This is a genomic window from Nocardia sp. Tas62D01, assembly GCF_055232035.1.
This window is the reverse complement of sequence record NZ_JBUYUZ010000001.1, coordinates 5,320,606-5,340,989: the sequence shown is the minus strand read 5'-3', so window position 1 is coordinate 5,340,989 and position 20,384 is coordinate 5,320,606. Positions and strand designations below refer to the sequence as shown.

The following is a 20,384-nucleotide window of genomic DNA, read 5'->3' as shown; positions in this document are numbered from 1 at the left end:
ACCGTTCGAGCGGTGGGCCCGTGCAAGACTGGCGGTGTGAGCGAACGGAGGGAACGCAAATCGACCCCGGACCGCGGGGATGTGATCGGCGCCGGACTCATGTGGCTCGCCAAATGGGCGCTGTGCATCGTCGCGATCGCGGCAGGCGGGTGGGTGATCGGGTTCGTCATCTCGAAGCTGTGGGTGGCGGTATTACCGGTGCTGCTGGCAATCGTCGTCACCACCGTGCTGTGGCCGCCGACGCGATGGCTCACGCGGCACGGCCTGCGTCCCGGCGCGGCGGCGTCGGTCACGATGCTCGGGTTCCTCGGACTGCTCGCGGGCATCATCGCGCTGATCGTGCCCTCGGTGGTCGATCAGGCTCCAGAACTCGCGGACAAATCGACCGCAGGCATCAACAAGGTCCGCGCCTGGCTACAGGGACCACCGCTGAAAATCCGTGAGGAGCAACTGGAATCGGCGGTCAATGCGATCGTCTCGCGGCTGCAGTCCAGCACCGACCGGATCGCGACCGGTGTGTTCAGCGGCGTGAGCACGGCGACATCGGCGATCATCACGCTGGTCCTGGTGCTGGTGCTGTCGTTCTTCTTCATCAAGGACGGACCGCGCTTCCTGCCGTGGCTGCACAGCGTGCTCGGCAACCGCACCGGCCACCATCTCGAGGAGGTGCTGAATCGGGTCTGGGACACCCTCGGCGGCTTCATCCGCACCCAGGCGCTGGTCAGTCTGATCGACGCCGTTTTCATCGGTGCGGGCCTGGTAATCCTCCGCGTGCCACTGGCTCTCGTACTTGCCGTGATCACATTCATCGGTGGTTTCGTCCCAATCGTCGGCGCCTTCGTCGCCGGCGCGCTCGCGGTGCTGGTCGCGCTGGTCGGCAATGGTTTCACCACGGCGCTGATCGTGCTCGGCATCATCGTTGCCGTGCAGCAGCTCGAGGGCAACGTCCTACAGCCGGTACTGCAGAGCCGCAGCATGAAATTGCACGCCGTCATCGTGCTGCTCGCCATCACGGCGGGCGGGTCGCTGTACGGAATAGTCGGCGCTTTCCTCGCCGTCCCCTTCGCGGCATTGCTCGCCGTGGTGATCCGCTACATCGGCGAGCAGATCGACGCGGCCACAACGCCACCCGAAGTCGAAGACGAGCTCCAATCCGCGCCCGAATAACCCGCGCGACCCGCCGGGGTTCCAATATTTTTGGACATTCCCGACAGGGTCCCGCAATCACGCCACAAGATTCGCTGTCGCCGCACATACTGTCCGGTATAGATCTGGCTATTACCTGGACAACTCGATCAGCCGCTACACCGACACGGAACGAGCGCATCAATGATCCTGACTGCCGTTTACGACACTGTTCTCGCCCAGATCGACAACCCCTCCCCCGAGGCCCCGCCCGCCGCCGACAAGTTCCTCCAGATGGTCCGGTACCTCAACTGGTTCGTGCTGCTCTCCGGGGTAACCGGCGTCACTTTCGCGGGCGGCAAGTTCGCGTGGGAGAAGTGGAACGGTGGCAACCTCGAATCACCGAAGATGCTCGCGGGTGCGATGGCCGGTGGCGTCATCGCCACCAGCGCGGGCACCATCATGAACGCCGTCATCGGCTAACCGATGACGTCGAAAATGTAGACGTCGAAGATGTATTCGAAGACCCTCCGCCTCTCGGAAAACCAGGTCCGCTGCGGCCACCTGCTCGACCGACTCGCCGCCCACGACTGGCAGCTGTCCGACACCGCCGCCGAACTCGGCATCACCGAGCCCGAGTTCGGCATGCGGCTGCAGTCCGCGGGCTTCGGTCATCTTCTCCGCCAAGACATTCTGGACGGCTACCGCAGGCAAAAACGTAGCTATCGCACAGGCGCCTGCGGGTGAGATAAATGTGCACCGAACGGATACTCGTCTGGCACTCAGTGGCACCAATACGTTCCTTCTCCTGGGCGATTCTCGAGAATCACGACCGACCCACCCGGTGGGCCGGTCGCACAGGGAAGGAGCCGGGATATGATGGCACCGGCGCGGCATATCCGCATCGAATCCGGCGAGCTGACGCTGGACTATCGGGCCTCGGCCGAACAGGCGGAGAGCGTGGCCGACGAACTGGCACATGGCTTTCCGGAGTTCACGGTCACGGTCGACGACGAGCTGCGCGATGACCTGCCGCCGCTACCCTGCGCCCGGCTCTGGGAATGAGCAACCTCGGGCGTCCCGCCGCAAGGTGGGGTAGCCGTCGTACCCGTGTCGGTAGGACCCAGTAGCCCGGTGACCACGGGCTACTACGTCGACATGACCGACACCATCGCCCACGACGTCCGCCAGACCCTCGACGGCAGACTGCCCGAGCTCTACTACTCTGCCCGCGCGGCGATCGAATAGGCCAAGGGCGCGCTGGTCCTCGTCTACGACCAGCCTTCGCTCCCGACTTGCCATCCGGCTACGCTCCCTTCGACCGACCGCCACCGGTTCGTGGTGGTTGGTACATCTCCGGTTGCTACCGGGATGCCCGGAATGGGTCGGCCAATCGGCGCGGCCGACGAAGGGAGCTTCATCACCGAAAGGTTCGACTAGCTCGAGGCGGCGCCAGCCGGTAGCTTCTCTGGGGCAGGTGATGACCGATTTCGGTGTTCGGCGGATTGGTGAGACAGTGTGATGGGCAACGGTCCAGTGAGCGTGGGGCCAGTGCGGGGACCGGTACGTGCACGCCCATTTCGTTCGCGGCGGCCCAGGATAACGACCCTGCCGCAGCTATTGGCGGCGGCGGCGGAGGCCGATCCCGACGGCACGGCTCTGTCGTGCGCGGGGTCGGTGCTCAGTTATCGCGAGCTCGATGCGGCGTCGTCGCGGTTGGCGCGGTTGCTGATCGGACGCGACGTCGGCCCGGGAGACCTTGTCGTGCTGGCGATTTCCTCGTCGATCCAATCGCTGTCGGCGATGTGGGCGGTGGCGAAGACCGGCGCGGGCTTCGTCGCGATCGATGCTGACGCTCCGGCGGCGCATCTGGAACACCTGCTGTCGGATTGGCGGCCGGTGATCGGCCTCGCGGCCGGTGCGGGGCATCCGGCTGGTTGCATCAATTGGCTGATGCTGGATGATCCGGCATTTCGGCGCGAACTCGCCGGGTCTTCCTACGAGCCGGTGACCTACGAGGATCGACTTCGTCCGATACAGGCCGGGAACGTCGCCTACGTGACCCATTCCTTCGGCTCGACCGGCATGGTCGATGCCGTAGCGGTGACGCAGGCGGAGGTGGCCGCGGTCTGTGCGCGATGGGACGATCAGCCGCTGTCGCCGGGTCCGATGACGGACTTCCTGTCCACGGTGTCGGCGCGCACGCCGCCGGTGACAGCGCCGCCTGCCGGTGAGCACTTCCCCGGCCCGCATCCCGGACAGGAACACACGCTGGTCGATCTGTTCGATCGGGTAGTCGAGAAGCACCCGGATGCGACCGCGGTCAGGTTCGGCGCCGCGGCATCGACCTACCGTGAGTTGGATATTCGGGCCAACAAACTGGCCCGCAAGCTGGTGGCGCTCGGCGTCGGCCCGGAGACGCTGGTGGCGGTGGCGTTGCCCCGATCGTTTGACCTAGTGGTCGCGCTGCTCGCGACGGTGAAGGCGGGCGGCGGGTACCTGCCGGTAGACCCTACGTATCCGGCGGAGCGGATCGCCTACCTGTTTGCCGACGCGGAGCCGGTGTGCGTGGTGGCGGAGGCCGGGATGAGCCTGCCTGCCACGGTGCCAACGGTCGAGATCGACGGGATCGATCTGTCCGACTCGGACGGCTCGCGGGTTACCGAGGCCGATCGATCGGCTCCACTGCGAGCGGACAACGTCGCGTACGTGATCTACACGTCCGGTTCGACGGGACGCCCGAAAGGGGTGCCGATCCCGCACCGCAACGTCGTCGAGTTGTTCGCGAATACCCAGTCGCTATTCGGCTTCGACCAGCGCGACGTGTGGACGATGTTCCATTCGTATGCGTTCGACTTCTCGGTATGGGAGCTCTGGGGCCCGCTGCTGCACGGCGGCACGTTGGTGATCGTCGACTACTTCACGTCGCGGTCACCCGCGCAGTTCTTGGAGCTGCTGCGCACTGAGCGGGTGACCGTGCTCAACCAAACACCGTCGGCGTTCGGTCAGCTGTCCGAAGCGGACCGCACGGCGCCCGCCGACCTTCCCCCACTGTCGTTGCGGTACATCGTGTTCGGTGGCGAGCCGCTGGAGTTTCGCCGCCTCGACGAGTGGCATGACCGCCACGGCGTGTCCGCCGCGAAGCTCGTGAACATGTACGGCACCACCGAAACGACCGTCCATGCGACCCATCGCTTGATCGGGGCGGCCGAGGGCAACGGAATCGGCGGCGCCCTACCGGGTTTACAGATCGTGCTGCTGGACGATCGGTTACATCCCGTTCCGGTGGGTGTTCGTGGCGAAATCTATATCGCGGGTGCGCAATTGGCTCGCGGTTATCTCGGCCGGGCGGGATTGACCGCCGGACGTTTCGTGGCGAACCCCTTCGCCACCGATGGCACCCGCCTGTATCGGACCGGCGACCTCGCCCGATGGAACTCCGACGGCGACCTCGTGTACCTGGGCCGTGCCGACAATCAGGTGAAGGTGCGTGGCTTCCGCATCGAGCTCGGTGAGATCGAAACCGCGCTGCTCGCACTGGAATCGGTGCAGCACGCCGCCGTCATCGTCCGCGAGGACAGTCCCGGTGACCAGCGGATCGTCGCTTACCTAGTGGGGCCGTCGGATGTCGCGGCGGTGCACACCGAGGTGGCCCGGGTTTTGCCTGCCCATATGGTTCCGGCGGCCTTCGTTGTCATCGATGCGATCCCACTGACCACGCACGGGAAGTTGGATCGTGCGGCCCTGCCCGCACCGACGGTCGGCACCGCGCCCTTCCGCACCCCGACCAACCCGATCGAGCAGGCGGTCGCCGATGCCTTCACAGAGGTGCTCGACGTGCCCGGAATCGGCTTGGACGACGACTTTTTCGCGCTCGGCGGCAACTCACTGCTCGCCTTCACGCTGCAGCGCGCACTGTCGCAGCGGCTCGGGGTCGAGCCGACGATGGCCACGCTGTTCGACGCGTCCACCGTGCGGGGACTCGCAGCCCGCATCACCGGTCACGGCGCCGAGGCGTACAGCCCGTCCGCGATCGCCGCCGACGCCGTACTCCGACCGGAGTTCGACAGCGCGGGCCGTGCACCGACACACCTGGGACCCGCAAGCGAGGTGCTGTTGACCGGAGCGACCGGCTTCGTGGGCGCCTACCTGCTGCGGGAACTGCTCGACCGCACCGACGCCCGCGTATGGTGCCTGGTCCGCGCGAACACCGAGGGCGAGGCATACGACCGGATCCGCGGCGCACTTCGCTCCTACCTGCTGTGGGACGACGCGCTCGAGTCCCGAATCATCGCTGTCCCAGGCGATCTCGCCGATCCGTCGTTCGGCCTGACCGACGCCGACTACGCACGACTGGCCGACCGGATCGACGCGATCTACCACAACGGCGCCCGCGTCAACCATGTCGAACCGTATGCCCGCCTGCGGGCTGCCAATGTCGAGGGCACCCGAGAAGTGTTGCGCCTGGCGACAACCCGACGAATCAAGCCGGTCCACTTCGTCTCCACCACCGGCACTGTCGTCCCGGCCGTCCGCAGCGGCCTCATCCGCGAGACTGCACGAATCGGCGCCGACGAACTGCCCGCGCAGGGGTATGTGGCCAGCAAATGGGTTGCCGAGCAACTGATCCTGCAGGCAGGCGAGCGTGGCGTGCCCGTCCGGGTATATCGGCTCGGGCTGGTGTCCGGCGATCTGCGAATCGGTGTGAACAGTCCCGACGATTCGTTCTGGAATATGATCCGGGCGGCGGCAATCCTGGGCGTCGCTCCCGACATCGGCGATGCGGCAACGGCATTGATTCCGGTGACCTACGTGACACGGGCCATCGTCGAGATCTCGCTCGGCGACGCGACCGATATCGCCTACCACCTGATCAACGAAAAGCCGGTGGCAATCCGCGACATCTTCGAATGCCTCGGCCATCACGGACTACCCGTCGAGACCGAGGCCGTCGATACGATCCAACTCCGCCTGTCCCACGAGGCCCACACCCGCAATGCGGCGGGCGACGACTCCCTGGTACGTGCCGCCCTGCTCATCGGCAATTACGCGAATATTACGACCGACATCGGCTGGGACGACACCAACACCCGAAACGCCCTCGCCCACAGCGGGATCCACTGCCCGACCATCGATGAGACCGTAATCGACACCTACATCACCGCCTTCATCGCCTCGGGATTCCTCCCCACCCCGAACCGGACCACCGGCGGACCGGGGCAGCCAGTCGACCGAAGGGCCGGGGCGTGGTCAGCGAGTCAGGTCCCGCAGGACATCGGCGAGCACGTCGATGCCGTCGGCGAGCAGGCGTTGCCGATGACCAGCGGCGGCAGCAGGCGGATGACGTTGCCGTAGGTGCCGCAAGTCAGTAGCAGCACCGCACGGGTACCCGCCGCATATCTCCGACCGCCGGCGAGGACCCGGCTCGGCGCTGCCCGGGCCGCACCCTTTGGATAGAGACATATTCCTGATCACTGTGACCTACTGGGCCGCCGTCGCATCGACCCGTTCGACGTGAGCGGCGCGGCAATGGCGGAAAGTCGGCGAGGTTCGCGGCCGGAGCCAATGCCACGGTGCCTGGCACCGGCCACTTTGATCTCATCGATCCCGAGTCCACCGCCTGGCCTGCAGTGGTCGCGGCACTACGCCGCTGCCTCGATTGAACCGACCGCCGAAATACGAACGGCGGAAGGTCTTTTCGTGAGCTCCCGATGCGGCAAGGCGCGGCCGGCCGCCGCGCCGGATATAGACAATCGAACAACACCGAATACGCCGACCTACTTCCCGGGCCAGAGAACAACGAAGGCATCGAGCGAAACAACGGCGGCGGCGGTGAAAGAGATTTACCAGCCGCGGGAAGACCCATTCGGTTCATTGCGCGAAATATCAAGGCCGCCAAATACATTGGACAATCCGCTTGAGTCGGCATGCCGAAGACGCGACCTGACGCCCTAATGGCGCGGCCTACTCTTGATTCATGCCAGCCCTGCACACTCCGTGGTCGAACAAACGGCCGACCGAGCCGTTCAAGAGTGTTGGCGAGCCGGCCAAGGGGGTTACCGAGCCGGGCGAGAGGGTTACCGAGCCGTTCCAGAGGACTACCGAGGCGTTCGAGGCGGGCGCGCTGGAGTCGGCCGACTTCGGCGCCGATACCGAGCAGTTGGTGCAAGCCGACGACTATGCGGCCAGCGATCACGGTCAGCACACCGGGCTACTGGTGGGGGTCGGCATCAGCGTCGCACTTCTCGTGCTGGCGCTGGTGTGGATTCTGGCCATGTCGGGCCAGCACGGTTCGAGCCCGGCGAACAAGGCGAACAAGGCGAACAGCGCCAGCACGACCACATCCGCCACCGCAAGTGGAACCGATTTGGGACTGACCGTCGGCAAAGTCACCCGCAACGACGGGTCGACCCTGATCGTCGATGGCGCGCTGGGCGGGACCGCCACCGTGCGCACCAACGCCGACACCCGGGTACTGGCCCTGACCGGCGGCACCCGGACCTCCGATGTCCGAGTCGGCGACACCGTCGTCGTCCACGGAGACAAGGCAGCCGACGGCTCCATCAAGGCGACGCTCATCATCGGCGCCCCGCTCGATGTCCTCCTCGGTAACTGAATTCGACCAGCGCCCGACCAGAAATCCCATGCCAACTCGCCATACTGCCTCCGATCGGCAGGGGGATAACTGAGAGCACGGCCTGCGGGCCATCGTCGGCATGACACCATCGGCAGCTGACCGATAGGCACTAATCTGGACAGCGGATCCCAGCCTTCCCGACAGAAGGGTCGATGCGATGAGCGACGAGACACCGGACTGGCGTAGCGCAGGAGTGCGGGTCGTTCCCGGCGATCGACTCGACCCCAACACCGCCCAGACGCCCGGCATGCACCGCGAAGCCGCGATCAGCCATGCCATGGTCGGCGCGCAAAAGATCTGGGCGGGCACGGTCCAGATCGACCCGGGTGCGAAAACCGGCCCGCACCACCACGGACCGCTGGAAAGCGTGATCTACGTCGTAGCGGGGCGCGCCCGCATGCGTTGGGGCGACCGCCTCGAATTCACCGCCGAAGCGGGTCCAGGCGACTTCATCTACGTCCAGCCCTTCGTCCCCCACCAGGAACTCAACGCCGCCAACGACGAACCCCTCAACTGCGTAGTCATCCGCAGCGATCAAGAACCAGTCGTGGTCAACCTCGACATCCCGGCCGTCGAGCAACCGGAGTCCGTGCCGTGGATCGATCCGCACCACCCCCTCCGATAAGTCAGCGGCCGCCGTGCGGCCGACCCTGAAATGACGAGGCCCTCTGCGCGTGCTGGCTCCCGCGTGGCAAACCATCCGAATCCGGCTAGGGATGCACGGGCACCACCGGGCTCCTAGACTTGAGAACTGCGGCACGGTCGACCGTCGAAGCGCCATGGCACTCAGCGATCGGCACATCTCGAAGTCCCGATCCAGCAAGGGCCGGAACATCCGGCCCGTTCCCATGGGGGAGGGCCCACATGCCCGATCCATCTCATATGAAAGTCTGCCTGATCGGCCGGGGTTGCACCTGCCCCACCGTCAGCCTGTTTCTCGCCCCGGAGCCACTGATCCCCGGCGGCAACATACTGCACGTACTCGAACAGGCGCCGCTCGGCGCCGACACAGCCACCCCGAGCCCCGACGCCCAGCTGATCGAGCTGGTGCAGGCCGAGCAGGCTTCCGCCGATCCGAGACGACTCTTGTACCCCGAGTTCCTGGCGTTCTTATCCGGTCACCCCGACCCGAACCAGATCCACGCCATCCTGCACGACCACCACATCACCGACACCGCACCGGTAGGCCTGGATATCGACGACCCCGCCGAGCTGACTCGCCTGGCACTACTCCCCGAACATCTCGTCGGCTTCCGCCGCACCGAAGACTTCCAAGAGGCAGCAACCCGCACCGCCATGCTCGCCGTATACCGCCACTTCGAAGTCGACCAACGAATTCGCCTGATGTACCACGGCTTCGCCGACCCAACCACCGGCTGGTTCGCACTACGAACCGCGATCGCCTGAAGAAACGCCCCACGGGGGGGCGGTCGGTTGAGGTCAGTCCGCGTTCGGGTGGCGAATGCCCGCGGTGAGGATGGCGGCCCAGGCGCTGTCGTCGCCGTCCAGGCCGAGGGTGGTGATCAGGTGGCAGAGCTGCCCGAAGGCGATGAACCGCTGCACGTCCTCGTCTTCGGCCCCGGACCGCTGCTTGGCGAGGATGGTCACCCGAGCCAGTCCGCCGCGGAATGCCTCGCCGATTTCCGGGATGTCCATGACGGACTGGGCGCGTCAACACCTGGGGTGGAAACCCCGTTCATCAGCGCGTGGATCGACGGCATCGACCTGCCCGAACAACACAGAACCCGCCGCGAGCAAGCGGCGCTGGCGGCGGGTCGATGTTTGCGCGGCTAGACCCTGCGGTTCTCCGACTTGATCATCCACGCCAGCTTCTCCAGCGAGTCGATGATCTGGTGCAGCAGATCGCTGGTGCTGGGGTCTTCGGCGTCCACGGCGTCGTGCACGTCACGGATGGTGTCGATGGCCGCGTAGGTCCGCGTCGTGATCAGATCGACTACGTCGGCGGTGTTCACCTCTTGGGCGGGGAAAGGTGGGAGGCTCGTTGTCGCGGCGATGGTGTCGGACTGCCCGTCGGGGACGGCGTCGAGGGCTCGCATCCGCTCGGCGATGGTGTCGCTGCTCTCGCGGGCTGCATCGACCAGTTCGTCGAGCTGCAGGTGTAGGTCGCGGAAGTTGGTCCCGACGACGTTCCAGTGGGCTTGCTTGCCTTGCAGGTGCAGTTCGATGAGATCGACGAGTACGCGCTGCAGGTTGGCGGCCAGCTGGGCGGAGCCGGTGAAATTTCGGACATCGTCGGCGAGACGACGATTGGCCCGCCGCTCTGTCTGAGGTGCTGCAGTCATGGTTGCACTCCTTTGCGAATCGTTCATCGGGTACAACCGCTGGCTTTATTGGAATAATTCCAGATTGTGCTGTTGGGTGGGTCACTGCCCAATCTCGATCGAGAACTGCCGTGGTCCGATCGGACGGTGTGGACAGAGCACGATCTCGCCAGCGCACTTTTCACTCGCGACCACCTCGAAAAGGCCATACTCAGCCTGCCTTCATCGTTGCAGGACCGAGTACGGCAGTGCGTGGCGACGCAGGGCTGAGGCAAAATCCGCTCTCGGTTCGCTGATCTGCTGATTTGCGTTGCGACACACCGAAGATCGGATGTTTCGGAGCAGGTACGGCGGGACCGTTGATCATGAAGGTTCCTACACGCTCGAGATGTTCGGAGCCTCGCCGTGCCTGCCGCTTTATCGTCGCCTGTCCTCACCCTCTCGCGCCACCTCGGGGCGGTGGACGAGGTCCCGGCGGCGCGGGAGAGTTTACTGGCGGCGCTGGACTCGGTACCCGCACGTTCCTCGCGGCTATTCCAATGAGGCCGAAAACCTAATGCTTCGTCCAGACAGGTCGCTTGGATGATCGCCGTCGCGTCTCGATCGTCGGGCCGTGGGCGGCCCGGCGCATCACGCGCTTCACTGATGAATTGCGCGAAGCAGCTCTCTGGTCGTCTCGACGCAACGTTGGGTTGCCTGGGTGCATATGCGGCAGTGTTCGTGACGCTCGGCATGGGTGCCGCACAGCCGACTGCTGCGCTCACAGGCCAGCAGGCAGGCCTCGAGCTGAGCGCTGAGCACGCTGCTGTGCCGGTTCCCAACCGGGTGGCGGTACTCAACGCATCGGACGCCCCGGGCCGCTCGGCGAGCGTTTCCGCGTAGCGGCGAGTCGAACACTCAGCGTAACAACACAATTGCGAGAGAAGCACGCCCCGCACCTCATCCGCTGTCCTTATTCAGGGAACTGGTTCTCGACCGTTGCGGCGGGGATCTGCTGTGGCTGGTCCGGCAGCTGAGCGCGGCGCTCGCAGTCCTACTCGATATCCAGATCCAATTCTGCCCAGGTGATTTCAACCTTCACCGGGTCGATCACCGAGACTGCGACAACCGGATCCTGGCCGCGCAGTCCGATTCGCTCGGTCACATACGTACCGTCCGAAGTGAGTCTGAGCTGCTCGATCGACGATACCGGGCCGTCATCGTTGACCAAACGCACGAGCCAATACTGTGGAATTCCCAGTTTGGCGTACTCGGCACGTTTATCGACGCAATCGGCGGTCACCGTGGCCGGGGAAACGATTTCGATGACCAGAAGCGTATCGCTCGCGGTCGGTTTCCTGCGCCATCGGCCTCGGTCCAGTTCAACGCAACGGTAAAGGATCGCATCGGGACGCCGGAAGCCGAACGGCACCTCGGATACCAGCATGTCGAGATCGCCGCTAGCACGCAGGCACGGGGCGTCCGACGGCCGGTCCCGCACGGCCGCCCGCAGGGCGGCCTCGATCGCGCGCGCCACGGAGACATGGTCCGGCGACGGCGACTCGCAGTGCACCAGCATGCCGTCCTTGACCTCGATCGTGCGGGCCAGATCCTCGGGCATCCCGGAGTAGACATCCATGTCGATGACCGGGATGCCGCTCCGCAACCACGACCAGTCGTCGCTCACAGCACTCAGCCTAGATGGCCGAAGGGTGTATGTGACCGCGCATGCTCGGAGCAGAGGGCCCCAAATCGAGGACGGGCAGCTGCACATCCCTCAACGCCCAGCTCGCCGAACGCGAATCCCCTCGATCAACTCGCCCAACTCCACCACCCGGCGGTCCGCCTCCCCGTACCGCGCCTCCATCTGAATCTTCAAGCGCTCCAGACGATCCCGTGCCGCGCTCAGCTCGCCGAGGTGCACCTGACAGACGGCGAGCTGGCGCTGGCAGTACATGACCTGGTCATCGTAGGGTCCGCGCTCCGCGGTGAGGTCGTCGACGAGAGTGCGATAGTGTTCGGCGGCCTCGCTGTGACCGCCTGCTTCCGCGCGCAGGTCGGCGAGCTTCACCCGGGCGTCGACCACATCGGCATCGCGCGAACCCAGCAGGGGGATAGCGGCTTCCACGACAGTCTTCAATTCGCGAATCGCCGGATGGTAGCGCGATTCGTCGGCGAGATGGCGTGCCCGATCGATCGCACGGTGCAGGTCGCCGCGGCTGAAATCATCGGTCGGAATGGAACCTGCCGGTGTCGCTGTCTCGGGATGGTCGAGCACCGTAGCCGCGAGCACTGTGGGCGAGGTGCGTGACACGGACGAAGCCCCCACGGCGAGGGCGTACAGCCTTGCCGGACTGTGCACGTCGTCGACCAACGCACCGAGTTCGGTCACGTGGCGCATCAGCACCGCGTGCACGGTACCCGCGCTCGCAGGGCGACTCTCGGGCTTCTTCTCCAGCATGCACATGATGGCTCCGGCCATATCGGCCGGTGTATCGGGCCGCTCCGCACGGATATCCGGTGCACGTCGGGAGACCTGCTGCGTCCAGACCGTGAACGGGTTATCCCCCGCCATCACCCGATCGCCGGTGAGCAACTCGTGCAGGATCAACCCCAGCGCATACAGGTCGGTCTGCGGTGTCACCTCACGCGCTTCGATCTGTTCGGGCGCCATGAACGCGGGCGTCCCGATGGTCTGACCGGTGCTGGTGTAACGGCTGCGGCCGGAATCGAGGGCCACCGCCAGCCCGAAGTCGAGCACCTTGACGGTCCCGTTGTCGCAGAGCATCAGGTTCGAGGGCTTGAGGTCGCGGTGATAGATCCGGTGCCGGTGCGTAGCGGCGAGGACCGCGGCGGCCTGCGCGCCGAGCGCGGCGACGACACCGACCGGCAACGGACCTTGCCGCGCGAGCAGGTCCTCGAAGGTGACGCCATCCACGAATTCCATGACGAGAAACGGCCGCTGCGACTGGTCTTCGACGATCCCCGCGTCATGGATCGCCGGCATGCCCGGGTGGCTGACACTGGCCATCACCTCCGCTTCCTGGAGGAAGCGTTTGGTCCACTCGGGGTCGGAATCGAGGTTGGCGTGCGTGAACTTCACCGCGATTCGGCGCTTCAAGTTCCGGTCGAACCCCTCATAGACCTGCCCCATCCCACCGGCCCCCACAGGTCGGATGAGTTCGTAGCGGCCGCCGACGACCTCCGGATGCACCGCCATTACCTCCGTGAGTCCACCGAGCCCGATCATCCAAATTACTCGCAGGCGCCGTCCGGACGCAGGCGCCCGGTGGCCAATCCCTCGAAACCGATCCGCACCAGCTGCTCGAGTTCCGCTCGTCGCCGTTGCCATGCCTGTTCGAGCTCACGCAACTCTGCGAAAGCGATTGCGTATCGGCCCTGTTCAGTTAACGGAAGCCGCGGAAAGCCCACCTCGTACAGGTCGACACTGCCGTCGACGGCTCCAGCTACCACGGCGCGCAGCACACCGGCGAGAAATCGGGAATCGATCATGTTCGCGTCGACCCGCATGAGCTCGATTCCCGGTCCCAGCAGTACGCCGTCGTCCGTGCAATGCCGTACCGCCGATTCCTTCGGCACCACCGCGACATCGCCCGCGCGAATGATCACCGCACCCGGCGCAGCGGCGTCGCCGCGCCGGGACGGACGACGCCCCAACCGCACGTCCTTCACCGTGAGCATCGACGTCGCGCCGTCGCCGACCACGACCGTCGGCGGCGACTGATGGAAGCTGACAGCCCCGGCCTCGGCGAGTTCGCCGAGCGACACCGTGCCATGCGCGATCCCGTTCGGCTGCAGCAGCGGCGGTGTTCCGACCGGCTGCTCCGCAACCACCGTGCGCAGCGCGAGGTACTGGTCGACCCGGTCTGCGGAGGTTGTGGCTGGAGCCAGGTCGATTCGCTCGTCGAGCCGGTCCACGACCCGCACCGTGTAAGGCGCCGCATCGGGGTGCATCGGATCCAGCTGGAAGGCCCGCCATGCCACTGCCGCCCGCGCAGGGTCATCGGTTGCGTCGACCAGGAGGACATAGTCGGGTCGTTCACCGTCCGGCTCACGCAACAACCATTGGTCCCGCCCGCCGGGCAGCCCGGAGACGATGGCGCGAAGTACGCCGTTGCGCAACAGAACGCTTCGCAGTGGCCGGGCCTGCCGATTTGCCGCCGCCGACCCAGGCATGAGGACTGCGATAGTCCCGACGCCCGACGCCTGCCCGAGGCAGTACTGCATCCAGGCGGTGGCCCCTTCGGTCGATGCCCACCGCCGGTCGCCGTCGTTCCCGTAGTACCTCGGGTCGTAGAGGGCCGCGTCGAGAGCTCGTTGCGCGAACTCCTGGTCGCCCGGATAGTCGGGCGGTTCCTGCGTCACGTCGATGCCTCCGCTCGGTCGCTCGACACGTCAGCGAAAACGTTAGCAGCGCCGGTCGAAGACCGACGGCTCGGCGAATCCCGCCGCTACTCGCTCGGGTGCGCGGCCTGGTCGGCCGGAACAAGGACACCCGCGGTGAGTCCGGTGAACACCTGATCAGTGAGATCCTCGGCCGCTTCGGCAGCCCGCGCGGCGGCGATACGCAGGTGAAAGAACAACAACCCGTAACCCGTTGGAACAGCGCACCATAGCGTTGTTGCTCCGGCAACGAAACCACCGGAATGCGGAGTCTGCTCGGCACCAGCCTTTACGCGGAGATCAACCCCGGCAACTCCGTGACCGCCCAGGTGGTCTTCGACCTGCCCGCCGACGCCGTCCCGGATCGGATCGTCGTGCACGATTCCATGTTCTCCGGTGGCGCGACGGTGTCTCTGCGGTAGCTGCTCCGACCTGGTTTCAAACATGTTGAAACACAAATCGTTCCGGAAACGGTATTGAGTTGAGTTCGCTGATCGTAGATACACCAGGAGCACCCTCGATGACCCTCGCCCAAGCGCGTGACCACCTCAACGTCGCGCCCGGCTCAATCGTCGTAATCCGCGACGAGGAATGGCTGGTCACCTCGGCCGAGCAGGGGTCCGACGGGTGGCTGGTCCGGGTGCGCGGACTGTCGGAGCTGGTCACCGACACCACGGCGACCTTCTACGACAGTCTCGACACCATCCAGGTCCTCGACCCCGCCGAAGCCGAGGTCGTCCCCGACGGTTCGTCGGGCTACCGGGATTCCCGGCTCTGGCTCGAAGCACTATTGCGCAAAACGCCTTTCCCCTACGGCGACCAAACGCTGACAGTGTCGACGCGTATGCTCGCCGATTCGCTCGGGTATCAGCGGGCCGCGGTCGCCAAGGCGCTCGATCCCCGACTCATCCGGCCGCGCATCTTGCTCGCCGACGCAGTCGGCCTCGGTAAGACGCTCGAGATCGGCATGATTCTGTCCGAGCTGGTCCGGCGTGGGCGCGGCGAACGCATCCTCGTCGTCACGCCGAAGCACGTCCTGGAGCAGATGCAGCACGAGCTGTGGTGCCGTTTCGCGCTGCCGTTCGTGCGGCTGGACTCGGTGGGCATCCAGAAGGTGCGGCAGAAACTCCCGGCCACCCGCAACCCGTTCACCTACTACAAGCGCGCGATCATCTCGATCGATACGCTCAAAAGCCCCCGCTACAAAGCGCATCTGGAGCGCCAGCACTGGGATGCGGTGGTGATCGACGAGTCGCACAACCTCACCAATGTCGGCACCCTGAACAACGAGTTGGCTCGCGTGCTGGCCCCGAACACCGAGGCTTTGATCCTGGCGTCTGCGACACCGCACAACGGCCGCGAGGAATCATTCGCCGAGCTGCTGCGCCTGCTGGATCCGACGGCGGTCGCGGCGGACGGCTCGTTCACGAAGGAGGATGTCTCGGCGCTGCTGATTCGGCGGCATCGGCATCACGACGAAGTAGCCGCCGAAGTCGGCAGCGACTGGGCCGAGCGCGCCGAACCGGTGCACCGGCTGGTCGAGCCGTCGGGCGCGGAAGACGCTGTGGCGCAGGAGTTGTCGCAGGTCTGGTTGCATCCGCGCACCGGCGCGTCGCCGTATTCCGGTGAGACTGTGGCCCTGTTCCCGTGGACTCTGGCGAAAGCGTTTCTTTCCTCGCCCGCAGCGGTGCGAGAGTCGATCCACCAGCGCCGCAACAAGCTTCGGAAGGAGGGCGGCCCGCACACCCCCGCGCAGCACACCGAGCTGGCCGCGCTGAACACCCTCTCCGATCTCAACGACAAGGCGTTCACCGAGGCGGCAGGCAAGCAGGCAGCGCTGATACAGCGGCTGCTGGAGATCGGCGTCGGCGCGAAGTCGTCCACCCGCGCGGTCGTGTTCGCCGAGCGCATCGCCACGTTGAAGTGGCTCACCGATCTGCTGCCAACGGCGCTCGGGTTGAAGCAGGAGAACGTTGTGATGCTGCACGGCGGCCTGTCCGACGTCGAGCAGCAGGAGATCGTCGACAGCTTCAAACTGGAGACCTCACCGATCCGGGTCCTGGTCACCGGCGATGTCGCGTCCGAGGGCGTGAACCTGCACGCCCAGTGCCACCACCTGATTCACTACGACATCCCCTGGTCGTTGATCCGCATCGAACAGCGCAACGGCCGTGTCGACCGCTACGGTCAGAAGTTCCCGCCGGTGATCTCCTCGCTGATCCTGGAGCCGTCTGATCCGGATTTCTCCGGCGACCTGCGTGTGCTCTCGCGTCTGCTGGAACGTGAGAACCAGGCCCACTCCACCCTCGGTGATGTCGCCTCGCTGATGGGCAAACACAGTGTGGGCGAGGAGGAATCGGCGATCCGCGAAGTGCTGGCCGGAAAGACCTCCCTCGACGATCAGTTGCGCACCACCGACGAAGTCGCCAGCGGTGACGACATCGATGCGTTCTTCGCCCAGATGGACTTGGAGTCCGAGGAAGCGCCCATCCTGCCGGAACTCCCGCGCCAGAGCCTGTATCCCGACGACATCACCTTCTTGGACGAAGCGCTGCGCGCGAGCTTCCACGACATCCCGCACGCCGATCCCGCCGCTGGCGGCGTCGGCTGGACCGTGCACGCCAATCACGGTATCGCCGAACTCGTTCCGCCGAGAGACCTCCGGCAACGGCTGGGTCAGCTACCGCAGAACTACCTCCAGCACGGCCGCGTGCTGGAGCGCCTGAAACTGGCCACCTCCCAGCAGGTCGGCGACGCCCAGCTGCGGGCGGCCAGACAGGGCAAGGGCATCAACGACACCACCTGGCCCGAGGCGCACTTCCTCGGCCCGCTGCACCCGGTGCTGGACTGGGCGAGCGACCGCGCGTTGAGCGCGCTGGGCCGCAACCAGATCTTTGCCATCCGCGGCACGCTCGACGCGACGACCGTGCTGCTGATGGGCACGCTGATGAACCGGCGCGGTCAACTCGTCTCCCGCGTCTTCGCGACCGTCGAGTTCCCGAACCCGCAACGCCCGTCGTTCTCGCTGGTGGAAACCCATCTCGATCTCGACTTCCTGCTCACCGACACCGGTTTGAAGCCAGGCACCGCGAACCCGGGCCCCCTTGCCGACCCGAGCCGCCTTCAGGAGCTCATCCCCATCGCGGTCGAGCAGGCGGGCCAGTCGATGAAGCTGGTCCTCGATCAGCAGGAACGCACGGCTCATGAGCGCCTCGACACCTGGCGGCACCGCGCCGACCGCTGGTACTCCGGCGCCGAACAGCTCGAGTTGTCCGGTAGCCAGAAGAAGAAGGTGGACAAGCTCACCCGCCGGATCGCCGAAGAACAGCGCCTCGCGGAATCGCTCGCGCCCACCCAGCAGTTGGTGCGTCCGCTGCTCGTGATCGTCCCCGAGAAGGATCAGTGACCAAGGCTTCTTTCGACTCCATCGTCGTCGGCGAGGACTGGATCAGCGAGCACTACTTCACCACCGATTCGGTGAAGGAGTCGTTCCACGGCAAGGTGATGGAGCTGCGCAAGTTCTGGGACGCCGAGGCCAAGGAAGGCCGCGTTACCGTTCGCAGTTCCCTGCTCGGAGCGGCCCGCGATCTGCAGACGGCGCTGGCCGCGCTGGCGGAGAGCCCGGAGGCAGCTCCCAAAGCGCACGCCCAAGTCCGGGCCGCATTCGGCTACGCGGGCGAACTGACTGCGTTCAGGGCCGGACGCGCAGGCTCCGAGCTGGAGATCCCCGACGCGCAACTTCCAGACGTGGCGAATGTGCTTTTCCTGCAAGCGAACCCGGTCGCCTCGCTCGAGGACCTACTCGACCCAGACACCGGTGGGCTGATCACCGCCGCCACCGAGGATGGCAAGCCGATCGAGTCGGTGTCGAAAGCGGTCTCCGCCGCGTTCCGCTCGGATACCCCGCCGGCATTCGTGGTGGTGCAGGCCGGGCAATGGCACCTGCTCGCCGAAGCCGAACGCTGGGCCGAGGGTCGCTATCTCGCCGTCGACCTGCTCGTGGCCGCCGAGCGCAAGCACGAAGCACGCGGCGGCGAAATCGACCGCATCGCCGCCATTTTCGGCCACCAAGCGCTTCAGCAGGATGCCGACGGAAACATCTGGTGGACCGACGTCCTGAAGGATTCGGTGAATCACACCGTCGGCGTCTCCAAGGACCTGCGCGAAGGCATCCGCCTGTCCATCGAGATCATCGCCAACGAAGTGGTGCGCCGCCGCGATGAACGCGGCCTGACCGTGGACGGCATCGACGGCAATGAACTCGCCAAGCATTCCCTGCGATTCCTCTACCGCATCCTGTTTCTGCTGTATGCGGAAGCGTCCCCGGAGATGCAGGTGCTGCCCACCGGCGCCGCAGAATACGAGGAGGGCTACGGCCTCGACCGCCTCCGCGAACTCACTCTCACCGAACTCGTCTCCCACCACGCCCGCACCGGCACCCACCTGTACGAGTCGCTGAAGAAGCTGTTCGACCTGGTCGACCGCGGCCACACTCCGAAGGTCCGCGAGGACATCGCCGACGACCAGGCCCCCGGCCTGCAATTCAACCCGCTGCGCGCGGACCTGTTCTCCCCCAGGGCTCCGGCGTTGTCGGTCTGCAAGCCGGTGAGCTGCGGTAATTAGCTGTGCGACACGCCGTTTCGGATGCGAGGCGGACACGGGTGGCTCGAGGAGGATGAAGGTTCCTTAGGCCAGAATCTTCCCCGGAGTCGCCCGTGTCCGTCTGTTCAGTATCCCTTGTCGAGCCCGTTGTGGAGGTGTTGGATCGACGGCGCGTCGAACCGGAAACCCACACGGTCGCACCGTGTTTGCTGGAGGTGCTGAAGACGGTTCCCGACCCGCGTGATCCCCGTGGAATCCGGTACCCGTTGGTGGGGTTGCTGGCGATCATGATCCTGGCCACGGCGGCGGGGATGCAGTCGGTGGCCGGGTTCGCCACCTGGGTGCGTACCGCGCCACCGGAAGTGTTGGCAGAACTGGGCATCCGAGTGCGTCGCCCGAGCGAGAAGACGTTGCGAACCCTCATCGCCAGACTCGACGCCGCGGATCTGGATCGCCGGTTGGGTGACTATTTCGCCGCCGTGGCCGCTGCCGCGGACTCCGGCGGACTGATGGCGGTGGCCCTGGATGGCAAAACCGTGCGCGGGGCGCGCCTGGGCGGGGGCCGCGCACCGCACCTGGTGTCGATCTTCGCCCACCACGCGCGATTGGTCCTCGGCCAGCTGGCAGTCGCCGCGAAGTCCAACGAAATCCCCACGGTGCGAAAGCTTCTGAAGGCAATGAACCGGACCGGGCTCATCGCCACGATCGATGCGATGCACACGCAGGTCGCCACGGCGAAACTGATCTGCGGGCAGCTCAAGTCGCACTATTTGATGACGGTGAAGGCGAATCAGCCCAAGCTGTTGGCTCGCATTATCGCCCAGCCGTGGGCCGAGGTCCCCATCGCCCACCGTGACGCCGACGCCAAGCCATCGCACGGCAGGATCGAGACCCGCACCATGAAGGTGCTGAGCGTGCCGCGCGGGATCGGGTTTCCCTACGCCCGCCAGATCATGCAGATCACCCGCGAACGCGTCCAGGTCACCACCGGGAAACTGACGGTCGAGACCGTATACGCCATCTGCAGTGTCACCTTCGAGCAAGCCAAACCCCGACAGTTAGCCGAATGGTTGCGAAACCATTGGGGAATTGAGAATGCGATCCACTGGGTCCGTGATGTGACCTACGACGAAGACCGCAGCACCCTGCGGACCGGCACCGCTCCGCAAGTCGCCGCGACGCTCCGAAACACGGCGATAAGCCTTCACCGCATCGATGGTGCCGCCAACATCGCCGAGGCCTGCCGGACGACAGCCTTCTCACCGAACAGAGGCCTCCACCTGCTGACGAACACCCAAAACCCTTGGTCGCAGGCTAGTTAGGCGACAACGCCGGAGCCCTGTGTTCTCCCCCAA

General features: G+C 65.6%; 18 protein-coding genes. 12 read left to right on the top strand and 6 right to left on the bottom strand.

The annotated features are described in order from the left end of the window. The first annotated feature begins 36 nt into the window (after positions 1-36). From ACV7NQ_RS25205 to ACV7NQ_RS25170, 8 genes are all read left to right on the top strand, one after another. Complete coding sequence (locus ACV7NQ_RS25205) at positions 37-1,167, top strand: AI-2E family transporter (protein ID WP_463361900.1); 1,131 nt, start codon at positions 37-39, stop codon at positions 1,165-1,167. Positions 1,168-1,329: 162 nt separating this feature from the next. Next, positions 1,330-1,608 carry a hypothetical protein gene (locus ACV7NQ_RS25200; RefSeq protein ID WP_463361899.1) on the top strand — a complete coding sequence of 93 codons (279 nt, stop codon included), beginning with the start codon at positions 1,330-1,332 and terminating at the stop codon, positions 1,606-1,608. Positions 1,609-1,638: 30 nt separating this feature from the next. Then, on the top strand, positions 1,639-1,872 hold the full coding sequence (locus ACV7NQ_RS25195) for a hypothetical protein (RefSeq protein ID WP_463361898.1): 234 nt from the start codon (positions 1,639-1,641) through the stop codon (positions 1,870-1,872). Positions 1,873-2,001: 129 nt separating this feature from the next. Next, positions 2,002-2,190: a hypothetical protein gene (locus ACV7NQ_RS25190; protein WP_463361897.1), complete on the top strand. Its 189-nt coding sequence runs from the start codon at positions 2,002-2,004 to the stop codon at positions 2,188-2,190. Positions 2,191-2,646: 456 nt separating this feature from the next. Then, a complete protein-coding gene (locus ACV7NQ_RS25185) occupies positions 2,647-6,480 on the top strand; it encodes an amino acid adenylation domain-containing protein (RefSeq protein ID WP_463361896.1) in 3,834 nt (1,277 codons plus the stop codon). Positions 6,481-7,102: 622 nt separating this feature from the next. Then, positions 7,103-7,741, top strand: coding sequence for a DUF5666 domain-containing protein (locus ACV7NQ_RS25180; RefSeq protein WP_463361895.1), 639 nt, complete (start codon positions 7,103-7,105; stop codon positions 7,739-7,741). A 178-nt stretch (positions 7,742-7,919) separates the two neighbouring features. Then, positions 7,920-8,387 carry a cupin domain-containing protein gene (locus ACV7NQ_RS25175; protein WP_463361894.1) on the top strand — a complete coding sequence of 156 codons (468 nt, stop codon included), beginning with the start codon at positions 7,920-7,922 and terminating at the stop codon, positions 8,385-8,387. A 239-nt stretch (positions 8,388-8,626) separates the two neighbouring features. Beyond that, complete coding sequence (locus ACV7NQ_RS25170) at positions 8,627-9,169, top strand: hypothetical protein (protein WP_463361893.1); 543 nt, start codon at positions 8,627-8,629, stop codon at positions 9,167-9,169. Between the two features lie 33 nt (positions 9,170-9,202). On the opposite strand, the gene ACV7NQ_RS25165 is transcribed toward ACV7NQ_RS25170, so the two are convergent. The 6 genes from ACV7NQ_RS25165 to ACV7NQ_RS25140 all read right to left on the bottom strand — a co-directional run bounded on the left by ACV7NQ_RS25165 (position 9,203) and on the right by ACV7NQ_RS25140 (position 14,630). Beyond that, complete coding sequence (locus ACV7NQ_RS25165; protein WP_463361892.1) at positions 9,203-9,418, bottom strand: hypothetical protein; 216 nt, start codon at positions 9,416-9,418, stop codon at positions 9,203-9,205. A 134-nt stretch (positions 9,419-9,552) separates the two neighbouring features. Then, a complete protein-coding gene (locus ACV7NQ_RS25160; RefSeq protein ID WP_463361891.1) occupies positions 9,553-10,065 on the bottom strand; it encodes a Dps family protein in 513 nt (170 codons plus the stop codon). A 1,012-nt stretch (positions 10,066-11,077) separates the two neighbouring features. Next, on the bottom strand, positions 11,078-11,644 hold the full coding sequence (locus ACV7NQ_RS25155) for a Uma2 family endonuclease (RefSeq protein ID WP_463361890.1): 567 nt from the start codon (positions 11,642-11,644) through the stop codon (positions 11,078-11,080). A gap of 156 nt (positions 11,645-11,800) precedes the next feature. Then, the gene (locus ACV7NQ_RS25150; RefSeq protein ID WP_463361889.1) at positions 11,801-13,243 is read right to left on the bottom strand and encodes a protein kinase domain-containing protein; all 1,443 of its coding nucleotides are present in this window, start codon (positions 13,241-13,243) and stop codon (positions 11,801-11,803) included. 35 nt (positions 13,244-13,278) lie between these two features. Beyond that, a complete protein-coding gene (locus ACV7NQ_RS25145; protein ID WP_463361888.1) occupies positions 13,279-14,409 on the bottom strand; it encodes a restriction endonuclease subunit S domain-containing protein in 1,131 nt (376 codons plus the stop codon). A gap of 86 nt (positions 14,410-14,495) precedes the next feature. Next, positions 14,496-14,630 (bottom strand): hypothetical protein, encoded by a 135-nt coding sequence (locus tag ACV7NQ_RS25140; RefSeq protein WP_463361887.1) that lies wholly within the window; start codon positions 14,628-14,630, stop codon positions 14,496-14,498. 60 nt (positions 14,631-14,690) lie between these two features. Between ACV7NQ_RS25140 and ACV7NQ_RS25135 the strand changes: the two genes are divergently transcribed. From ACV7NQ_RS25135 to ACV7NQ_RS25120, 4 genes are all read left to right on the top strand, one after another. Next, on the top strand, positions 14,691-14,849 hold the full coding sequence (locus ACV7NQ_RS25135) for a DUF4352 domain-containing protein (protein ID WP_463361886.1): 159 nt from the start codon (positions 14,691-14,693) through the stop codon (positions 14,847-14,849). Positions 14,850-14,947: 98 nt separating this feature from the next. Next, on the top strand, positions 14,948-17,833 hold the full coding sequence (locus ACV7NQ_RS25130) for a helicase-related protein (protein ID WP_463365811.1): 2,886 nt from the start codon (positions 14,948-14,950) through the stop codon (positions 17,831-17,833). Then, positions 17,830-19,050, top strand: coding sequence for a hypothetical protein (locus tag ACV7NQ_RS25125; RefSeq protein ID WP_463361885.1), 1,221 nt, complete (start codon positions 17,830-17,832; stop codon positions 19,048-19,050). Before ACV7NQ_RS25130 ends, ACV7NQ_RS25125 begins: the two co-directional genes overlap by 4 nt. Positions 19,051-19,142: 92 nt before the next feature. Next, positions 19,143-20,351 (top strand): ISAs1 family transposase, encoded by a 1,209-nt coding sequence (locus ACV7NQ_RS25120; protein WP_463358437.1) that lies wholly within the window; start codon positions 19,143-19,145, stop codon positions 20,349-20,351. Positions 20,352-20,384 lie beyond the last annotated feature (33 nt).